The organism is Salegentibacter sp. BDJ18, assembly GCF_017579965.1.
Classification (GTDB): Bacteria; Bacteroidota; Bacteroidia; order Flavobacteriales; family Flavobacteriaceae; genus Salegentibacter.
Genome location: NZ_JAFLQX010000025.1, coordinates 114,558 through 134,679 on the forward strand (window position 1 = coordinate 114,558; position 20,122 = coordinate 134,679).

At 35.7% G+C, this 20,122-nt stretch carries 21 protein-coding genes; 8 read left to right on the forward strand and 13 right to left on the reverse strand.

What is annotated here, in order from left to right:
* Positions 1-22: 22 nt before the first annotated feature.
* The 3 genes from J0871_RS14795 to J0871_RS14805 form a co-directional block, all read right to left on the reverse strand.
* Complete coding sequence (locus J0871_RS14795) at positions 23-673, reverse strand: NAD(P)-dependent oxidoreductase (protein WP_208226022.1); 651 nt, start codon at positions 671-673, stop codon at positions 23-25.
* A 12-nt stretch (positions 674-685) separates the two neighbouring features.
* A complete protein-coding gene (locus J0871_RS14800) occupies positions 686-1,387 on the reverse strand; it encodes a DsbA family oxidoreductase (RefSeq protein ID WP_208226023.1) in 702 nt (233 codons plus the stop codon).
* Between the two features lie 188 nt (positions 1,388-1,575).
* Entirely contained in the window at positions 1,576-2,130 is a 555-nt protein-coding gene (locus tag J0871_RS14805) for a Crp/Fnr family transcriptional regulator (protein ID WP_208226024.1), read from the reverse strand.
* A 486-nt stretch (positions 2,131-2,616) separates the two neighbouring features.
* Between J0871_RS14805 and J0871_RS17380 the strand changes: the two genes are divergently transcribed.
* Both J0871_RS17380 and J0871_RS14810 read left to right on the forward strand, forming a co-directional pair.
* On the forward strand, positions 2,617-2,739 hold the full coding sequence (locus tag J0871_RS17380; RefSeq protein ID WP_262897401.1) for a hypothetical protein: 123 nt from the start codon (positions 2,617-2,619) through the stop codon (positions 2,737-2,739).
* Positions 2,740-2,867: 128 nt separating this feature from the next.
* A complete protein-coding gene (locus J0871_RS14810; RefSeq protein WP_208226025.1) occupies positions 2,868-3,353 on the forward strand; it encodes a PAS domain-containing protein in 486 nt (161 codons plus the stop codon).
* Between the two features lie 29 nt (positions 3,354-3,382).
* On the opposite strand, the gene J0871_RS14815 is transcribed toward J0871_RS14810, so the two are convergent.
* Entirely contained in the window at positions 3,383-4,174 is a 792-nt protein-coding gene (locus J0871_RS14815; RefSeq protein ID WP_208226026.1) for a universal stress protein, read from the reverse strand.
* Positions 4,175-4,365: 191 nt separating this feature from the next.
* Positions 4,366-4,971 (reverse strand): phosphatase PAP2 family protein, encoded by a 606-nt coding sequence (locus J0871_RS14820; RefSeq protein ID WP_243870512.1) that lies wholly within the window; start codon positions 4,969-4,971, stop codon positions 4,366-4,368.
* A 627-nt stretch (positions 4,972-5,598) separates the two neighbouring features.
* On the opposite strand from J0871_RS14820, the gene J0871_RS14825 reads away from it, so the two are divergent.
* A complete protein-coding gene (locus tag J0871_RS14825; protein WP_208226027.1) occupies positions 5,599-7,053 on the forward strand; it encodes a heme peroxidase family protein in 1,455 nt (484 codons plus the stop codon).
* Positions 7,054-7,234: 181 nt separating this feature from the next.
* On the opposite strand, the gene J0871_RS14830 is transcribed toward J0871_RS14825, so the two are convergent.
* Both J0871_RS14830 and J0871_RS14835 read right to left on the reverse strand, forming a co-directional pair.
* Positions 7,235-9,334, reverse strand: coding sequence for a tetratricopeptide repeat protein (locus tag J0871_RS14830; protein WP_208226028.1), 2,100 nt, complete (start codon positions 9,332-9,334; stop codon positions 7,235-7,237).
* A gap of 14 nt (positions 9,335-9,348) precedes the next feature.
* Positions 9,349-10,113, reverse strand: a complete 765-nt coding sequence (locus tag J0871_RS14835; protein ID WP_075327347.1) for a LytTR family DNA-binding domain-containing protein — start codon at positions 10,111-10,113, stop codon at positions 9,349-9,351.
* Positions 10,114-10,425: 312 nt separating this feature from the next.
* On the opposite strand from J0871_RS14835, the gene J0871_RS14840 reads away from it, so the two are divergent.
* Genes J0871_RS14840 through J0871_RS14850 form a run of 3 tightly spaced genes read left to right on the forward strand, consistent with a single transcriptional unit; the run spans position 10,426 to position 11,661 of the window.
* Positions 10,426-10,926 (forward strand): outer membrane beta-barrel protein, encoded by a 501-nt coding sequence (locus tag J0871_RS14840; RefSeq protein ID WP_093305922.1) that lies wholly within the window; start codon positions 10,426-10,428, stop codon positions 10,924-10,926.
* A 23-nt stretch (positions 10,927-10,949) separates the two neighbouring features.
* The gene (locus J0871_RS14845) at positions 10,950-11,300 is read left to right on the forward strand and encodes a hypothetical protein (protein WP_208226029.1); all 351 of its coding nucleotides are present in this window, start codon (positions 10,950-10,952) and stop codon (positions 11,298-11,300) included.
* 31 nt (positions 11,301-11,331) lie between these two features.
* The gene (locus J0871_RS14850; RefSeq protein ID WP_075327350.1) at positions 11,332-11,661 is read left to right on the forward strand and encodes a hypothetical protein; all 330 of its coding nucleotides are present in this window, start codon (positions 11,332-11,334) and stop codon (positions 11,659-11,661) included.
* 981 nt (positions 11,662-12,642) lie between these two features.
* On the opposite strand, the gene J0871_RS14855 is transcribed toward J0871_RS14850, so the two are convergent.
* From J0871_RS14855 to J0871_RS14865, 3 genes are all read right to left on the reverse strand, one after another.
* A complete protein-coding gene (locus J0871_RS14855; protein WP_208226030.1) occupies positions 12,643-13,083 on the reverse strand; it encodes a hypothetical protein in 441 nt (146 codons plus the stop codon).
* A gap of 168 nt (positions 13,084-13,251) precedes the next feature.
* Positions 13,252-13,596, reverse strand: coding sequence for a HepT-like ribonuclease domain-containing protein (locus J0871_RS14860; protein WP_208226031.1), 345 nt, complete (start codon positions 13,594-13,596; stop codon positions 13,252-13,254).
* The gene (locus J0871_RS14865; protein WP_243870513.1) at positions 13,565-13,900 is read right to left on the reverse strand and encodes a nucleotidyltransferase domain-containing protein; all 336 of its coding nucleotides are present in this window, start codon (positions 13,898-13,900) and stop codon (positions 13,565-13,567) included. Before J0871_RS14865 ends, J0871_RS14860 begins: the two co-directional genes overlap by 32 nt.
* A 554-nt stretch (positions 13,901-14,454) precedes the next feature.
* Here J0871_RS14865 and J0871_RS14870 point away from each other — a divergent pair.
* Positions 14,455-15,039 (forward strand): tyrosine-type recombinase/integrase, encoded by a 585-nt coding sequence (locus J0871_RS14870; protein ID WP_346014349.1) that lies wholly within the window; start codon positions 14,455-14,457, stop codon positions 15,037-15,039.
* Positions 15,036-16,160 (forward strand): IS91 family transposase, encoded by a 1,125-nt coding sequence (locus J0871_RS14875; protein WP_208226033.1) that lies wholly within the window; start codon positions 15,036-15,038, stop codon positions 16,158-16,160. Before J0871_RS14870 ends, J0871_RS14875 begins: the two co-directional genes overlap by 4 nt.
* Before the next feature lie 284 nt (positions 16,161-16,444).
* Here J0871_RS14875 and J0871_RS14880 read toward each other — a convergent pair whose 3' ends face one another.
* The 3 genes from J0871_RS14880 to J0871_RS14890 form a co-directional block, all read right to left on the reverse strand.
* Positions 16,445-17,011 carry a hypothetical protein gene (locus J0871_RS14880; RefSeq protein WP_208226034.1) on the reverse strand — a complete coding sequence of 189 codons (567 nt, stop codon included), beginning with the start codon at positions 17,009-17,011 and terminating at the stop codon, positions 16,445-16,447.
* 160 nt (positions 17,012-17,171) lie between these two features.
* A complete protein-coding gene (locus tag J0871_RS14885) occupies positions 17,172-17,852 on the reverse strand; it encodes a mutarotase (protein WP_208226035.1) in 681 nt (226 codons plus the stop codon).
* A 688-nt stretch (positions 17,853-18,540) separates the two neighbouring features.
* The gene (locus J0871_RS14890) at positions 18,541-20,046 is read right to left on the reverse strand and encodes a serine hydrolase (RefSeq protein WP_208226036.1); all 1,506 of its coding nucleotides are present in this window, start codon (positions 20,044-20,046) and stop codon (positions 18,541-18,543) included.
* Positions 20,047-20,122: the final 76 nt, after the last annotated feature.

Here is a 20,122-nt window from a genome sequence, read left to right on the forward strand (position 1 = left end):
TTAATTAATAAAGTTTCATTGTTTAATAGGCTGCTGTAAAGCGTTGATTTATATGTGCTGCATTCTCGGCTTCATCTACCAGGACCACGGCAGTATCCTGCACAGATAACTCGCTTTTCCCATCCTCATCAAATACGGGCTTTTCAAAGCCTTTTCTATAAGTATTTCTACGTTCTTGAGGTTTCCCGGGAGCCATACCAATTGCAGGGCTAAAGAAAGTCCAATCCAGCTCTTTTTCTCTTTTAAGAATTTCAAGATATTCGCTGGCCGCCGTTGCTCCGGGTTTAATTTCTTCCGGAAAATTTGGAGAATCTATCACCCTTGTTCTTTCATTTAAAAACAGGCTACCAGCACCGCCAACAACTATTAATCGCTTTACACCAGCTTTTTTTACGGCCTGTTGTATAGCTTTGGCTCCTTCTAAATAATCATTATAAATATTAGGATTAGACCAACCCGGATTAAATGCACTTATCACAACCTCACTATCCTTAACTGCGTTGGCCAGTTTTTCTATATTTTTCACATCTACATCTACTTTTTTAAGCAAATGGGCTTCAGCAATATTTTCTGTATTACGCGCAATGGCGGTTACTTCATGGCCTCTAGTTAATGCCTCTTTTAAAACTTCAGATCCCACGAAACCTGTGGCGCCTATTAGTGCTATTTTCATAATTCTATTTTTTTAATCACAATTTCCCTCAGTTGAACACGAATCTCCTTTAGAAATTTCCAACTGATTTTTCTTTGGTTTAAATTCTTCCCAGGCTTTCTCCAGGGTTTGTAAAAAAGCATCTGATGGCTGAGCTCCAGAGATAGCATATTTATCATCTATCACAAAAAACGGAACACCTCTTACCCCAATATTACGGGCTTCCATTTCGTCCTGTTTCACATCATAAGCAAAAGCATCAGATTGTAGGGTGTTTTTTACTACTTCAGCTTTTAGCCCTATAGAAATACCTATTTCCTGTAAAACTTCAGCATCATCTATATTTTTTGCTTCTTCAAAATGAGCCTTAAACAGGGCTTCTTCAATTTCATTTCCCAGGCCTTTAGATTTAGCTAATTGAATAAGCCTGTGTGCCATAAACGAGTTGGCGGTAACCGAAGTTTCCAGGTTGAACTTAAGACCTACTTCAGCAGCCATATTGGTTGCGCCGCTAAACATTTCTCTTGCCTGTGCTTCGCTTACACCTTTTGTTTTAACAAAATACTCCAGGGTGCTAAGATTAGGATCTGTTTGTAGATTAGGGTCTAATTGATAACTTTTCCATTCAACCTCCACTTCATTCTCCTGCGGAAATTTTGCCAGCGCAGCTTCAAATTTTTTCTTTCCAATGTAGCAAAAAGGACATCTTACATCTGACCATATTTTAACTTTCATATTTCTTTTTTATAATATTGAATATAACTTTACCTGATAATCGAGATAAAAATCTTAACAACTTACGAAGCCTATTTTTCAAAAAGGCATCTGTAAGATTCTACTTTTTAAGTTACTTAAAAAATAGATATACAAAGATGGCTAAGAAACTTATTAAATTAATTCACCTATGTTAATAAACCGGGAGTTTAATAGAGCTTCTTACGAATCCTGCTTAAAGATTGGGGTTTAATTCCCAGGTAAGATGCGATAAGATATTGGGGAATGCGTTTAATAAAATGCGGGTAGCGTTTTGAAAAATTTTTATATCTATGATCTGCATCTTCACTAATAGTTTTGGCAATTCTTGTATGTAAGGAAGCTAATGAATTTTGGAGTAAAATTCTAAAAAACCTATCGAATAACGGGTGCATACGGCATAGTTTTTCAAAGTTTTCTTTCTTAATAAGTAATGCCCTGGTGGGTTCCAGCGCCTCAATAGTTGAAACAGCTTCGGTACCTCTAAAATAACTGGAAGCATCTGTTATCCAGTATTCTTCAATAGCCAGTTGGATAACATTTTTATCGCCTTTTTCACTAAGGTAATAAGAAAAACAAGCTCCTTCAAGAATAAAAAACTGGTAATTACAGGTGCTACCGGCTTCAACTAAATATTCCTTTTTCTCATAGGTTTTTTCAAAAGATAGTTTATTTAAATCGGTAAGCATTTCTGCAGAAATTTCTTCCCCCAGGGTCCTTTCCATAGTTTTCCTAATAAGACTCTCCATAAATACTGCTATTTCTCACTCCCGATTAATAATTTGAAAATACCAATTCTAAAGGTACAAAAAGAAGATTTTTAAACTTAAAACTCCACTTCCGGGATTTAATAATTCCCCTGCCCCATTCCAAATCTTCTTTCTTGCCTTTATTTTTTCTTTTTGGTTTATATGAAAGAAGGTTGTAAATTGCAGGTTAATATTTTAATTTTTAGTGATTTAGCTATGAACCAGGCTTTTTCTAAACTTAAGATCATCTTTCCGACTTATTAAGCACTCGCGAGTGTGCTTACGTAACCTGTATCCTTTATTTCAATTATAACTTACTCGATTATCGAGATTTGAAAGTTTTGAGGCTTGCCTCAAGTTATTTATTATTTCCCTTAGCGGGAAACCCAACTCGCTATATAAAGGTTTTACTACAGGCATGTGTTTAGTTAAAATTTTTGTTCACATTAAAATTATAATAAAATGGCAAAGCGAGGTGCAAAATTAAAACCTTCAAAAGTCGATTTAAAAGCACGAAAACAAGAAAAAGCTGCACGTAAACTTGAAGAAAAGAAAATGAAGGGCAGAAGGAAAGTCGGGGGTTAATTTAAAGCAAGGCTAAACAAGATTTAGCCAGGCAAAATTACCCGGGCATTTTTATAATGAGAATTCGGTTTGCCAAAATTCTGGCACTCCGAATTCTCTAATTTGTTTTATTCAATAATCGTAACATCATGATCTCTACTCATAAAATTCAGGAAGATACTATGCGCAATAGTTCTATCCAGAATAATTTTTTAAACCAGTATTTTGAAAATTCTATTGTTCCTCAGCTTTTTATTGATGCTCAATTATATTTAAAAGATTTTACCCCGGCCGCTGGAAAACTTTTTGAGCTGAAGAAAGAACATTTAGAAAGGAATATTTGCGGGATTAAAGAAAAGATGAAACACAGCTCTTTTATTGAAAATATTAGAGGTGTTTTAATTACTGAAACCGTGCTCAAAAAAGAAATTAAAATAAATGATGAACGCAGATTCTTAAAGTGTATTCAACCTTGTTTTTCTGAAAATGAAGAAGTAATTAACGGACTTATAGTAACTTTTATTGAACTGGAAGTGCAGTCTTCCTTATTAGAAGAAAACAGAAGATTAGAATTGGAAAACCAGGAGCTGAAAGAATTTCTTTACCGGGAGCTTACAAGGGCTGGTAAAAAATAATTTGATTTAAAAATAGATTGTTTTTAAACTTAATGTAACACCAGAATGGGAAGTGAATTTGATACTTTAGAATAAATGCCGCGCTTGGTATGAAGAAAACTATCGCATAAGCCCAGGTTTTTTCCCATCATAACGATCATATCAAAACGATCCTGGATTTTTTGTAGGTTATCATCAGAAAAAATGTTTTTATCTTTAAATGGTATCAGTTTCACTTTCCTGGTCTTAATTTGAGAGAAAATTTCTCTTCCGGCTTCCACGTCTACTCCCTTCGCGGGATCTCCTACTTCTACCACGGTTAAAGCTGCACCTTCAGCTATTTGTGGTTTATTAAAGATGGCAAGAACATCTTTGTTTAGGGAAGTGGAATAAGCTATTGGGAATATCATTTTCTTTAGAGGTTTATACTGGCAATGCTCAGCTACCGCTAAGATATTATATCTTATTTTTTTAATGACTTCATAAGTATGGTTACCAATAATTGTGAAGGGAGAATGGCCTTTATGAGCCGCCCCCATTACAATAAGGTCTACATTTTTTTCATCGGCATATTTACGAGTGGCTGTTAGGAGATCACTTTCTGAATATAAAGCGAAAAATTTGTGATCTTTATTCTGACTTATTTCCTGAAGTTCGTCCATTCTTTGGTGCAACTTTCTTAGGGCAAGCTCCTTCTTTTCCTCTTCCAGGCTGGCTTCAGGATTAAATTCTCTTATATTAAGCATATAAAAATTCACCGGAATATCGCCCAGAAACTGTACTGCATAACTTCCGGCGTTTCTTGCTACCTCAGAGAGATCTGTCAAAATAAGTACATTCATACCACTGTAAATTAGTTCAGTAAGTATGCAAACCTATAGCAAGAATAATTTTATAAAAATGATGAAAATCACATTATCCTAATTTTTTGCCAGGAAGGCAAAAGCTAATACATTCATTTTCAGGCTTGAAATTAGTGATAAACCTACGTCCGGTATTCCCAAACAGCTAAAGAAATAACGAAAATTACTATTTAAAATGTGTATCTAAAACCCAGGAGATAAGCATCATCTCCACTGGAAAAAGTGACTTCCATTTGTTGATCTTCATAGGGAGTGGTGAAAAAGAAAGTGCTACCTATTCCTATTGCCGCACCTGCAAGCACATCCCAGCCATCGTGTCGTTTCGCATTTAATCTACTATATCCCGTAAAACCGGCAAGAATATAGGCGGGAATACTATATTTAAAACCATATCTACGATGAAAAAATGAAGCCCCCTGAAAAGCAACCGAGGTATGTCCAGAAGGGAAAGCATAACCTCCACCCTGTAGCGGCCGTTCTTTATTTATTAAATACTTTCCTGCGCCGGTTACTGCCAAATTGAGTAAAAACCCCTTTGTAAATTGCCAGGACCCGGTTTTATCTTTTAAAATTAAAGAAGTAGCAAAGGCCGAAATTGGAAGCAAGATAACCGAAGCATCTCCAGATTTTTCAATAAATGAATCTTCTTTTTCAAAAAACTGGCCGTAGGTATTATTGGTAGTTAATAAAAAAATACAACAGAAAATGACAAAAAACATTTTCTTTATTACATAACTTGGCTCATTTTGCTGAAGGTTAGAGTTTTGAAAAATCATTAGTTAGTTTTAAAAAATTATTTTTATAGCGTGAATTCGTAAAAATAAGTGCAGGTTCTAACTATAGAAAATAAGGTTTTTTAAATTTTTCATAAACATTGCTCAAAAAGGTTAAACTATTATTAAGTAGATACCCCTTTAGAGGTAAAGTGATAAAAATTATGACTTCTTAAAAAAATAGTAGCATTAAATTGAAGCTGAAAAATATTTTTCTTTTAAGAAGAATAGTTAAAATTTTTTATTACATTGCTTCAAAGTTGATTTAAAGCGCTAATTTTCAGTAGTTTTTGGTATTTATATTTGAATGAAACTCTTTCTAAATTAAGTGTAATTTCAAGTTTTTTTATTAGAATCAAAGAAAATAAACCCTAATCCCAACACAGGTTTATTTTAAGATTATACCCTCAACATATCCCCTACAATCTTTTATAATCCCGGGTTATTTATATCCCGATTTTAGCTCTATTCACCCTAGACGGTCATTTTTTATGATCAATTAGAAGGTGATAGATAAACTATTATACCCGGCTTAGCGTATTTCAAATTGCACCCGCAAGATGAAATATCTATAGGCTCCAGGGATATACCGTATTAAAAATTTTATTAATAATTAAAAACCAGTTTATCATGTCAGATTCAAATCACCATGGAATGCACAGTTTTGAGGGTAAAAACGTGCTTTGTTCGCATCATTCTTTTGAAAAAGAAAGTTTTGGCCGTTTTGGCAGAATGTTTAGAGAATTGCCTCCACTTTATAATCCGCCATCGCAGTTAGCTGGGTTGGGGAAAATAGATGGACCAATGAATGGAGGTAATTCTCCTAAATTTACTGATTCAGTTCCGTTAGGAATGGTATTTTTTGGTCAGTTTATAGACCATGATATTACTTTTGATACCTCTACAAGTTTTAGTAGTATTAATAATCCAAATGAAATTGAAAACTCACGTTCTGCTAATTTAGATCTGGATAGTGTTTTTGGAGGTGGCCCCGAGGATGATCCTTTTTTATACCGACCAAGAGAGGAAGGTTTTTATCTGTTAACCGCATTGAGTAACAATAATATGGATCAAAATAAAGCTACGGAAAAGCATGATCTGCAACGGAATGGAAAGGGAACTGCTGTAATTGGAGATCCCAGAAATGATGAAAACAGGGTGATTTCTCAAATGCAGCTAGCTTTAATTAGATTTTATAATGCCAATTATAAAATGCTTAAAGACGCTAATTCAGATTATAGTCCTGAGCATTTATACGAAGAAGCAAGAAAAATAACCACATGGCATTATCAATGGGTTGTTGTTAATGAATTTCTACCAATAATGTGCGGGAAATATTTAGTGGCTGATATTTTAGGTAATGGCCGTAAATTTTATAAACCTATCTATAGTGCTTTTATTCCGGTAGAATTTTCTGTAGCAGCATTTAGATTCGGTCATACTATGATTGCGCAGAATTTAAAACTACAACAAGACGGCGATATGAAAAGTATCTTTTCTAGTGAATTTGGAAAAGGTTTTTCAAGAATTACCAGTAGCGACCAGGCTATTGAGTGGGACGCTTTTTTCGATTTTGGTACAGATTTCCAAAAGGCCGAAAAACTGGATACCACCCTGGCCCCTATTTTACTGGAATTACCTTTTGTGCCCTCTGATGATCCCAATGATAAATCTTTAGCAACAAGGAATTTTAGAAGAGGGCAAAGCTTTCTTCTACCTTCTGGAGAAAATGTTGCGAGACATATGCAAAGGGAAGAAAGCGAAATTGAGCAAGTGGTAGACTTTGTGAACAACAAGGTGAAAATGGAGGATGTTGATTTGTCTGCAGGCATACCGCTTTGGTATTATATTTTGGCAGAAGCAGAAGTAATAGGTAGACAGGATGATGACACACAGTTCTCATCAGGAGAAGGCCTGGGCCCCGTGGGCGGCAGAATAGTCGCAGAAGTGCTTATAGGTCTTTTAGAACTTGATAGAGACTCGTTTTTAGGCAACAATCGAGATTGGGTACCAACGCATGGTGAAGATGGAGTTTTTACAATGAAAGATCTCATGGAAGAAGCAGAGAAAGCTTGCGATCTTTAATAAACTATGCTTGAAGTAATTGGAGATTACAGAAAGAAAAAGCCCCAAATGTACTGTTTGGGGCTTTTTCAAATTTTAAAGTATAAATGTTGGGAGAACTTACCCTTTCAATTAAGTTTTATGTCTAATCCCACTAAATTCCAGTATGATTAAAAAGAGAAAAACCTATAATCGTATTCATTTAAGAAATTTCCGCTTCGGAAGGGAGGGCTTCAAATTTATTGAAGTTATCATCTGGTTTTTTTCCTTCAATTCTTTGGAGTGTTAACACCACCCTTGTTCCTTCAGGTTTACAATTTTCATCTTTTTTATCGATAATTTCATAGGTAATCTTTCCTGAATAGCTTTTGTTATAAAGGCTTATACGCTCCTGAATTATTTGCATTCCCATACTTTTATGTTTTTTACCAGAGGTTGTTTTTCTCCCGGCATTTTTTCGGCCTACTCCATTATCGTCTATAATTATAGTGATTTCCTTTTCATTAGGAATAATATTTATAAGCAGTTGTTTTTTATCGCGTTTGCTGGGCAACAAGCCGTGCCAAATCGCATTTTCAATAAAAGGCTGCAGTAAAAGCGGGGGAATACTAATGCCTTTTACTGCTGATTCTTCTACCTTAATCTCGTAAGTGAAATCTTTTTCAAAACGATTTTCTTCCAGGGTTAGGTAGTAACGGGTGAGTTTTATTTCTTCACTAAGCGGAATAATATGTTTTTGAGAGGTTTCCAAAACCATTCGGGTATAACGACTAAAAACTACCAGGTACTTCATAGCCTTTTCGTTTTCCTTGGTTTGGATGAGGTAGGTAATTGCATTAAGACTATTAAATAAAAAATGCGGATTTATTTGCAGGCGGGTTACCAAAATTTCAGCACGGGCAAGGTTACGCTCGTAAATCGCTTTCATTTTTTCCTTCTCTTCCTTTAAAATACGTGCGTTGGTTTTCTTTTTTGTTTGGGCATTGCGGTATTGCAAAAAGAAAATGATTAAAATGAGCAATAATCCTATTCCCATCAATAGCATTAAAATTCGGCGTTCTTCCAGTAATTGTTCCTGGGTATCCAGCCGGGCTTCTTGTAGTGCCCGGTCTTTTTGAAGCAATTCAATTCGATTTTCCTTCTTTTCCAGGTCGTATTTTCTTACCAGGGCTGCTATTTCTACATTCTGTTCACTTAGTTTTATGCTGTCTTCATAAGCTTTTCCCTGCTTGTAATAAGATAAAGCTTCAGCGGGTTCACCGGTCTCTTCCTTTAGATGGGCCATTCGCAGGTAATTTTGCATGAGCAAACCGTGTAAGTTTAAGCCTGAAGCCAGGTCAAGTGAATTTTGGTAATATTCTTCTGCACTTATAGGCCGGCCTTGTTTTTGCTCAATATCGCCCAGGCTGGATAAAATTTCAGCTTGTTTTTGCCTGTCTCCCATTTGTTGAAAACCTTCAAGAGAAATAGTAAAGAATTCTTTGGCCCGGTTCAAATTTCGGCCTTCTACCAAATAAGATTTCCCTAAAAATTCGTTGGTAATCGCCAAACCGTATTGGTCTTCTCGCTCTCGGTTAATTTCCAAAAGTTCGTTTAAATACTCCCTGGCTTTTGTGAAATTACTTTTATCGATATAATAATCTCCAATAGAAAGGTAATTCATTGCCACACCAAGACTGTTATTACGTTCTTTTTCGGCTTCCAGGGATCGCTCAAAATAGTCCAAAGCCTGGTCAGCACGGCCAGGAATGGAAGTTAAAGCGTTGCCAATACCATTGCTGGCAATAGCAATATTTTTAAGATCGTTTTCCCTTTCAGCAATTTTAAGCGCTTCCATATAATAGGAAACCGCCGTATCATAATTATGATTATACCGCCCCGCTACTCCAGCATTGTTGGCAAATATCATCTTGTTAAGCGGATTGATGTCTTTGTCTTTTACCAGGTTGTAGGCTTTTGTATGCAGCGGTAAAGATTCGTCGTAATTTTGATGGTAACGAAATAAAAGTCCTAAATTATCTAAAGCGAGGGCGTACAGCAAGGTATCGTTTAACTGCAGCGCTTTTTGCACCGCTCCTTGTGCATACTGTAATTCTTCCTCCTCATTATGTGCCTCACGATGAATTTGCCGGCTTAATTGAATTTGTGTGACTACTTTAAGCGAATCACTTTCGGTCTGCTGAAATTGAGTGGTTAGACTGTCTATTTTAGGCTGGGCTGATAAACCGGCAGAGAGGAAAAATATTGCAGGAAAAATCACCAAAATTAATATACTGAAATTTCTAAACTGAAGCAGTGCCATAGGTTTTATCAGGTTTAGGAAGTTTTAGTGATGGCATCAAAAAGACTGGTGATTAAATCTTTTTTGGTTTTGCTTACAGGAATGGTTTTCCCATCCTGCATGACCAAATAGCCACCATCATTTTTGTAATATTTTTTCATATAGTTTGGATTGATGAGGTAAGATTTGTGAATGCGAATAAAGAAATACTTGTCAAGTAGTTTTTCAAATTCTTTCAGGGTTTTACTAAGCACCAGTTTTCGCTTATCAGAGAGAAAAAGCTGCGTGTAGTTATTCTGACTTTGTGCATAGAGAATTTCATTAGTTTCAATAAACTCATACCCATCGGCCACCGGGAGGGCTATTTTATTTTTTAAAATACCTTCCCGCCGCATATAAGTAAGCAAGTCGCTTATTTTTTCAGAAGAAAGATTGTTTTTCTTCTTGCGTTCTTCCTGCCAGTCTAAAATTGCCTCCCTAAATTCGGTTTCATCTATAGGTTTCAGCAAATAGTTTACAGCCTTAGCTTTAAAAGCCTGGGCGGCATATTGACTGTAGGCAGTGGTAAAAATTACATCAAAATTGGTTTCCGGTAATTGATCTAACAGTTCAAAGCCATTCATTCCCGGCATTTCCACATCAAGAAAAATTAAATCTACTTTGGTGTTTGGCAAAACTTCTAGAGCAGATTCCGGCCGGGTGCCTTTATAGATGATTTCAGCATCAGGAAAATTTTTACGCAGGTGGAGCACCAGGCCTTCTACGCAGTGTACTTCATCGTCTATTATAGCTACTTTCATCTTTTCGAAAATTTATTCTTCTAAAGGGTGGAATTAAATGTTAAGGAGCGGCTTTTAAATTTATTGCTTACCTAATTTAATTGTTATTAGTCAATTAATAAAAAATTAAGGATAAAATACGCTTTTATATTAGGGAAACAGGGTTTTGACTTAGAGAAACTGATTTTTTAGCTGAAACAACCCAATTATTACAATTCTTCATTTAACTAATTCATAAGGTGCTTATACTCATTAAGTCTTGAAAACCGAAGATAATGCTTGCATCTTCACACTCAGAAATCAAAACGAAAACCGACTAATTAAACCTTCATTATGAAAACTAAATTACTAGCAGCTATTTTTTTCTTTTTTACAGGAATTTATGTGAGTTCAGCTCAACAAGACACTCGAATTGGCGTAATGCTAAATTATGGAACCGAAGTAGAAGCTATTGGTGCTGGAGCTAATGCTGAATTTCCCATTCTTGAAAACCTGAGCATTTCACCGGCCTTTATCTATTATTTCCCGGGTGATCAATATGGTGGAAGTCTAAACTGGTGGGAGATTAATGGAAATGCAAACTATTATTTTGTGAATAATGAAAACCTGGGTTTCTATGGCCTTGGCGGACTTAATTATACCCATGTAAGTTTTGACTGGGGAGATGAAAGTTTTGGAGGTGTTGAATCCAGCGATGGCCGGTTTGGACTAAACCTGGGAGCAGGTGCCAATTTTAATATAGATAGTAATATCACTCCTTTTGCTGAAGTGAAATATGTGATTATAGACGGCGGCCAATTAGTATTAGGTGCAGGTGTAAAATTTAGTCTATAAAAACACGTCTTATAAATTCAACTATGGAAAACCAAGAAAGTTTAGCCGAAAATATTGAGAAAACCGAAGACAAATCTATAGGAATTATAGCTTATCTAACCCTAATAGGCCTGGTAGCAGCTTTTATAATGAATAAAGATAAAAACAACGAGTTTGCTACTTATCATATAAAACAATCTCTGGGATTGTGCCTTGTTGGCTTTGCCATTTTTATAGTAGGACTTATTCCAGTCTTAGGATGGGTTGCAAGCTTTGCAGGTTCGCTTTGCCTGCTTGTTTTATGGATTATGGGCCTCCTAAATGCTGTAAACGGAAAACAGGAACCTGTGCCGGTACTGGGGAGTAAATTTGAAACCTGGTTTAAGAATATGTAATAAGTAATTTATTAACCAATAAATCAATATTATGAATCAAAGAATAAAATTTTTATCACTGTTAACATTCTTTTCACTTGTATTTCTCACTGCATGTTCCGAAGATGATGACAGTATTGAGGAGACGGACGATATAAGTGCAGGCTGTACCGATTTTGAAAACTCTTATGAAGATGTGATGACCGTAGCCAATACTTACATTAATAATCCAACAGAAGAAAATTGTGAAGATTATAGACAGGCCGTTATCAACTTTTATGAAAGTTACAAGGATTGTAGTTTATGGACAGAGGAATATGAAGAAGATGATTGGGACGATATGGAGAACTGGAGTTGTTCTGATACAGAAGGAGCTAATTAATTAAAAACAAACGTGTTGGGGACACTTTATGGGCAAGAGGGGCCATCCTTTAAATTTTGAAAGATGGTTGTCCTAAAGTGACTGAAAAAGCCGAATTTATTTCGGCTTTTTTGTTTTTAAATATCCTGAAGAATAAAAGAAATATATTCTTGTAACCTGGCAAACCTATATGGAGAAAAATACTCAACCTTTATCCTTATATATTAAAATGCATTCTGGTTATTCCCTTTTTTAAAGCCATACATCTTAATCAAAAAATTACATGGCTTCGCCGCCGTCAATTACATTGATACACTTGCTTTTAGCGATGAATCTGCTATTTTTAATTTCCTAATTAAATATAATCAGGGCTTACTTTAAGTTTAAAAACTCGAAAAGTATATAGAATTCGCATCTATTTATGATAACCGACTTCATTTTATCTATGCGAGTAAACTTTGAATTATAATTAGTGTAGGGAATCCAAATCTATAAATTATCCACACAAGTATAAAGCGTTTTTCTTATAGTTATTAACAAAATATTAAGAATAAAATCATGAATTACGTATTTTCTGGAGGTAAAAGATCGATCAAATATTCCACTCAGCACATTCCCATTTCGTGCTTCCAGGAAAAAGAGTTTCATTAAACAACCAGCGGACACCAATCCCTTCTACTTTTAAAGTGTAACAGAATATGAACATCAGAAATGAAGGTGTAACCGAATAGTTTGATGTTCTATAGTACTTTTGAAATACTCAAAAACAAAAAAGCCCCAAAACGGTGAGTTTTGGGGCTTTTTAAGCTATTCTGTAAGTTAAGTGGCGGAGGAAGAGGAACTATCCAAAAATGCGAATATCTCATAAATACTGGCGCTTCAGAAGGGGGGCATTTTAAGTGTAACCGAATTTGACACCTTTAACCAAACTTTAACTCTGAGATACTTTTAAATCTACTGCCGATTTGATTTATCACTATCCGCTCTCATTGAGGTTTGGCTCTAAAAAGTTTCAGGTATAAATGTATAGGTTCTTTTATAAAGGTCTCCTACCCTATCGCGTTCACACCGCGGATCGCCATCATTTATAATATTACCATCCTGACTACAACCATTATTTTCTGTCTCTAAAAATTCACATTTATAAGATTCTATTTTTAAGTTATTCCCATAAATTACATTCACGGAATCTCCTTCAAAAAAATCCTGAATTCCATAAACTCTACCCATATCCGAGGATTGAAAATCTTTACTAACAAAGTCTGAATTTGGGATAGTAAAAATTTTCACAAAATCATTACTATCACTTTCAAAAATTTCCAGGTTGATATCATAACCTGAATCATTCTCAATAACAAAACGATAGATTCTTTCTTCATTATTTCTATTACAGCCCCAGAATAAAAATATTAAAATGACTATTTTTAAAACTTTAAACTTCATCTATTATCAATTATTTTTTAGCTAATCGAACTATCCTTCTTTGAGGTTATTAAAATTCGTTTTAAATCGTACAAGTTTTCCTAATTAGAACTATTTAATTGTCTGAGCTAAAGTAGTGGTGGTAATTAAGCAAGGGGTTTCAAATTGAGACAGGTTTGAGCTTTTTCTTTATATGTTATTGGTAAATGCTAATTTCTTTATTTCCAGTTTAAATTCCTGTAAATGTCTTTTTACAATTACCCACACAATAGTATTATCAATACTATCATATGCGTGAACAAGTCGGTTTCTAAACCCAATTATCTGTTTATCATGCTGGATAGACAGATCAGATTCATATTGTTTTAATTTGTTTAGGGCTTCACCAATTATCGCTAATTGTCTCTCTATAGCGCTTTGTGTTTTTAAATCCTCTTGGTAAGAGATAAAATCTGGTGTGTCAGCTATAAAATTCTCTATCAAGTCAATAGCCATTAATATATCAGAGAGATACTTCTTGCCTTTTTCCGTCATAGATAAGAATTTTAGTAGCCTCAATATTTTTTCTGAGAACAGGATTTTTAAGAGAAGACTCAGTCAACAAATCAACTTTTCTTTGGAAGAATTCTTCTAATTTATCCCAAATAGCTAAAAGTTTTTCTCCTCTTTCTAATGGATCATTTTCTTCTATTTCAATAAGTAGATCTATGTCACTTGAAGCTTCATCAAATCTTTCTGTAGTGGCAGATCCGAAAGCATAAAGATTCTTCACATTATATAATTTACATAGTGTGGTAAAATCAAACAATTTAGCTTTTATACTATCTTTTATTTTCATATAGCTAATATAATCAATTTCTTCTTGACCCGAATTTCTCCTTATGTAGTTGAAATGGCTTGGTGCCAACTTTTAATATAAAAAATGCTAGTAGGCTGCCCATCTTAAACGGACTTTCGACTTAGGACTAGTTAGTGCGTTGTTTTATATATTGTTGAACTAAACCTAAAGGTAGCTTCAGAGATCTAAATCACTATTCACTACCTTTAGGTATTGTGTAATTAATTCATTGAAAGTTATGAAAAAAAAGTACTACCCTCATAGAGAGGGCCTGTAATTCTGTACCCGAGTTTGATCAGCTGTACCGTAAATTAAAGCGTTCCGTAGAACTCGCCGGTAAAAGCCAAAGTACCCTTACCAACTATGCCCGATGCCTTGCGCATATGTCCCTCCATTTTAAATGTAGTCCCCTGGACCTTGATGAAGAACAGGTTTTGGACTACCTGCACATTTTAAAGTCCCAACATAAAACACCATCAGATAGTTTTTTTAAACATACGGTCTATGGTCTTCGCTATGCCTATCGAATCTCCGGGATGAAAGCAATGCGGGTTATGTTACCTTCTATAGAACGGCCCCAAAAACTTCCAGTGGTACTAAGCCGCAGTGAGATCAAGCAACTGCTTAAAACCCCAAAACTGCTCAAACACCGGTTGGTACTGGCGATGCTTTATGGCTGCGGCCTTCGCTGTTTTGAACTTCGCAGCCTTCAACTGAAAGACCTGGATTTTGATCGTAAAATGCTTCACATCCGTCAGGGCAAAGGCAGAAAAGACCGTTATGTTCCATTATCCCAAATGCAGATCCGGGGTCTAAAAAAGTATATCGCTGCAGATCATCCTACCACCTGGTGTTTCAATGGCTACGACAGGAAGGGCAATCCATCCCAGTTATCGGCAATGGGAGTGCAATGGATTGTTCGGGAAGCCCGTAAACAAAGCGGGATCCAAAAAGGAATCACTACCCACAGCCTTCGGCACAGCTATGCCACCCACCTTTTGGAAATGGGATTGGATATTATCAGTGTCAAAGATTTACTGGGACACGCAGATATCCAAACCACACTCACCTACCTTCACGTGGCACAACTCGGTAGGCAGAAGCCCTTCAGTCCGTTGGATCGGCTCTATAAGGAGTGAAACCTGCTGCCCACGAGGTGGCCCAGGTGCTGGAAAGGAACACGGAATCTTTATCCAAATATTGTTACAACAGCTGGCAAGTAAGAACCCTGCACGCCTTGCGCAAATGCCGCACTGCTGCCCTGGGTGGCCATATCGACCGCTGTAACAATCCTTCCTGCCATAAGCTTCACCTTAGTTACAATAGTTGCCGGAACCGTCATTGTCCCAAGTGCCAGGGACATAAAAAGGAGGAATGGATCCGGGCACGGGAAGAAGAACTTCTAAACGTGCCTTACTTCCACGTGGTCTTTACCTTGCCATCAGCCCTCAACCGCCTATGCCTGTACGAACCTAAAAAAATGTATGCCCTACTATTTAAAATAGCCTGGCAGGTAATCAAGGGGTTTTCATATAACCATAAATTTCTAGGTGCCAAACCGGGGATGATCGCTATCCTGCACACCTGGGGACAAAACCTGTCTTTGCATCCCCACCTGCATTGTATTGTTCCCGGGGGTGGTATTACCCAAAGTGGTCAATGGAAATCTGCAAAAAGCAAAGGCAAATACCTGTTCCCGGTCAAGGCTATGAGCACCGTTTTTAGAGCTCGTTTTGTGGCTTCCCTTCGCAAGGAACTGGAATCGCAATCCACGGACTTCTATGAAAGCCTGTTCAAACACAAATGGGTAGTTTACTGCAAGCGTCCATTTTTAGGTCCCGCCCAGGTGGTGGAATATCTTGGCCGATATACCCACAAAATCGCCATCAGTAACCACCGGATAAAAAACTTGGATAATGAAAGCGTTACATTTACTGTAAAGGATTACCGCCTCGGGGGAAAGAAATCCTTGTTACGTTTATCCGATGCAGCGTTCATAAGGCGGTTCGCGCTTCACGTACTTCCCAAAGGCTTTGTTCGCATCCGACATTATGGAATCTTGAGTACCTACCATAAAAAAATTACGATTACCAAGCTACGAAAAAGGCTGGGACGGATACAACTCAATGAGCGTAAACCATTACAACACCAGCTTTGCCCAGTGTGTAAAAAAGGAAAACTGGTAACCCTTACTACTTTTACGGCCCGAGGCCCACCAGGATACTGGATAGAAAAACTAAGAAAACAATCAAATAAATGAGTATAAGAAACGATTCTTCCGGGCGTAACAGGAAAATTATGCTTTAAAACGATCAAAATGACAGTAAATACTGTAAGTAGCAGTAAAAGAAACAGTGTAAAAAGCAATTATACCCAGGATCTATAATCCAAAGCCGACATCTTGCATAGAGATTTAGATGACCTACTACCAAATTTTCTCTCCTAAAAACAAACTAATCCCCATATATGGCTGACCGGGAAAGAACCGGTTTAGTCAACAGGGCGTTCATGTTTGGCCGTACCGGCCACACGAACGCTTAGTTATTAGCCATAGTTTTTTTCACCGTTTCCTTGTTTTTGAATACTTATCAAGTCAGTTCTTAATTTTTCAATCAAGGAATAGTACTTTTTAAAGAGTTTTTTCTGCACTTCAAACTCGTTTTCTTCAGAACCGATTATGCTATTTAAATTTTTATCTATCTCCGATAATTCTCGGTTTTTAAGATGCTTTTTGATTCTTAAATCGGCTTGTACTTGTTCATAACCATTCTGAAAAATGTGGCAGATATTGTGTCTTTTGTACTCCAAAAAGTCAAGCTCAGCTATTGAAATGTCAGTTTCAAATTGTCCGATGAACTTTAAAATATGTTCAAAAAAATGAATTTTTTCGATTTCGGACGAGGGCAATCTGGAAATAACATCTTCACAATAAGTTTTTCCTTCAGTCAAGAGCTGATACAATTTGACTACGAATAGGTCCGCTGAATTATGATTGTATCCTTGATTTATCTCAATATTAAGTCTGAATAAAACTTGAAGCCATTGAAAAAACTGCTGTTCTTGAATAATCCTTTTCTTGATGTATTCATATTTCAAATCCTCCCTTTTCATTTGGGTTGGCGGTTAAATTATGGCTAACGTCTCGTATAAAAACTGTGCGAGCGGGCGAGCAATGATTTTTCCGCAGGAAAAACCAGACTTACCAAATACCCACAAAGTTTCGATTCGACACTAAGTTAGCATTGTTTTTATATTTTGTTGTGCAACGTTGCTATAGTTCAAATTTACCTAACAATATCGAGTTTTGTTCTCTTTGATACCAATCGTTGAAAACCAATTCCAATTCCTTTATCTCAAAACTTCCAAAATCATAGTTTTTATATTTCTCGATACCTGCTAAAAACGCTTTGTTATTTTGAAGTTCTTTTCTAAATCTAACTATTGTAGCGTGTGCAGTTTGGATCGTATATCTTTTGTCAATAGATTGCTCCAGATTTGAATTTTTAAAATTTGTCCTTAAATTGTTTCTCATATTGTTCAACATCTCATTTTCTGGAAAACCTTGAATCATTATTCCTGAATCAGAAACTGTAATTCCCTGGAATTTTATTTCGAATTTGTCAATTCCTTTTAAACTCTGCTTTATCAAATTGGAGTAGTCAGAAACCGAAATTTGATCTATTTGAAAACCTTCATAACACGAAATGATTGACATTACTGTGATATGAATGTCTGAATTTGGATAATAATATTGAGAAGAATCTATTTGTTTTAATTCTTCTAAGAATGGCTCAATTTCATTTTTAATTTCTTGAGGCGGTCTGATAAGTAAGGTTATTCCAAATCTTTTATCAAATGGAGAATCAATTAGGGAATCCGTTTGATAATCGCCTTTTCCGATTTTTTTGATTGAACTTTCGTAAAGCTCTTTATAGTGTCGAGTCAGATTCATTTACTTCTTTCCTCAATTTTTAATGCAATGGTGCACAACGTTGCGTATAAAAACAGTGCGAGCCAGCGAGCCCGATTGTCCGCAGGACAATCGGCAGTGCAAACAAGCCCAAACGCTGAACTCATCACTAAGATAGCATTGTTTTTATATAGTGTTGCCCACTGTCGCGATACGTTTGAGTGAGCACGTTCCTTTGTCCGTTTTTAATCCCAGCCGAGTGATAGTCCGCTTCAATACTTTGTAATTATCAGTCCGACGCGTATTACTTGCGTATTCCTCCGTTTGAGTGGAAGTCCGAAATTTATCATTCTAAATCCGTTTTCTTTATCAGTCCGCTCCGCATTGTCTGCGTTTTCCACCAGCTGAGTGCTCGTCTGCAATTAATCCGTCCTGCATATCAGTTCGCTTACCCGTCATTCTTTGCCAGGATTATTTGCCTTATAGATTTTCACGTTCTCTTATTTTGAGCGATTGTGGGCAACGGTCTTGTATATGGCTTGTAGCGTATAAAAAGGTACAGATTTTTCGGTTAAACACAAGCCGAATTTTTGAATTTTTATTTTTCCTTATAAATGCAAAAAGCCAAATTAAAAAATTTGGCGATTTTGCAAATATGTACTAACTTTGAATTTTTAAATAACTAGCTATGAGTTATATACGTTGTTGTGTGCAGTACTTTTTCGCTGCTTTATTCTAAATTTCTTCTCACAATTTCTTGTCCAGTTTCTCCAAAATATTCCGAAATAATTTTTTGCCAAAGAACCATTCCATTTTCTGAATTTGAAAATAAGACTAAACCTTGTTTGGAATTTTTTAAGATTAAAGCAATGGTTTTTGTTCCATAATCTCCACCAGTATGCATAAATGCAGTTTCGTTATTTGGTAAATCCAATAGCATTTGCATTCCCAAACTCCAATCAATACCCTCTTTTTCGTGAGATTGAGGTGTTAAAAATTCATTATATAGATTTTCTGATAAGCCAGCCCCATTCAATATATGAACCAAAAATTTAGAATAATCTTCTGCTGTAGTCATCAAATTTGCGGCAGCATTTGTATTTGTGTACTTTTCATAGTTTATAGAGTTTTCATTTTCATCGTGTTCTACTGCGTATAAATTTTCATCGAAATTTGCTGTCCAATTAAAAAATGTTTTATTCATTCCAAGTGGATTAAATAATTTTTCTTGCGCAATTTTATCAAATGGACGACCCATTTTTTTCTCAATTGCTTTTCGAAGATATTCAAAACCTTCTCCAGAATATTGCCATTTTGTTCCAGGTTCATACTGAAAAGACAATTTTTTATCTTCTGTTAAATACCTCCAATTAGGAAAACCAGACTGATGCGACAAAATATGTCTTGTGGTAAGTTTATTAAGATATTGGCTTTTTGCTATATCATCATCTATAAAGTATTTCGAAACAGGTTCATCCAACTTCCAGCTTCCATCCTCAATTAATTTTAGCACCACCATTGCTACAATGGGTTTTGTTAATGAAGCTACTTTGTATATACTTTGAGAAGAAATAGGTTTACCTTTTTCTTGAAAACCAAAATTTCGAACTTGTTGTAATTCTCCGTTTTTTATATAACCAATTGAAATCGATGGAATTTTATGTTTTGCTAATAGTTTTTCAATTTGTTTGTCGTTGTCAAATAGTTCGTAAGTATAATCAGCATTGAATTTAGCTCCATATTCTTTTGCTGGTGGACTATGTTCGTAGCTCAATATTCTTTTTACTTTCCATTTTCCGTTTTCTAACACCCAAGTGTGGATAAACTTTCCTTGTTCGGTTGCATAAATTTCTTTGTTAGGTTCTTTAATATAAAATATATGCTCTCCCGTTTGTATGGCTCCATAAATTTCCCCTTCGTTTTTAAGAGGATAAACTTGAAGTGTTTCATTGATTAATTTTCTAATGGGTTTGAAATTTACGTTTGAACAAATGCTTTTAGAAAATGAGTTGTAAAATTGTTCTAAATTTTGAGTACCATTTTGGTCGTGAAAAAATTCTAAATCCTTATGAAGGACTTCTTTCAAAGCATCGTAATTACATTTGTTAAACCCTTCATTAAAGATAAGGCTGTCTGCTTTTTTAAGGTTTAGAAAAATTGATGAGTCTTTACTTACTTGAGAAAAACCCAATTGTAGAGTAAAGCATAAGATAATTGCTAAAATTGATTTGTACATTTTCATTATTGATTTGATTGATGTTTTTACTTTGCAAGTATCTTAAAATTCTTTGATAAAGGGTTGCTAAAGCACC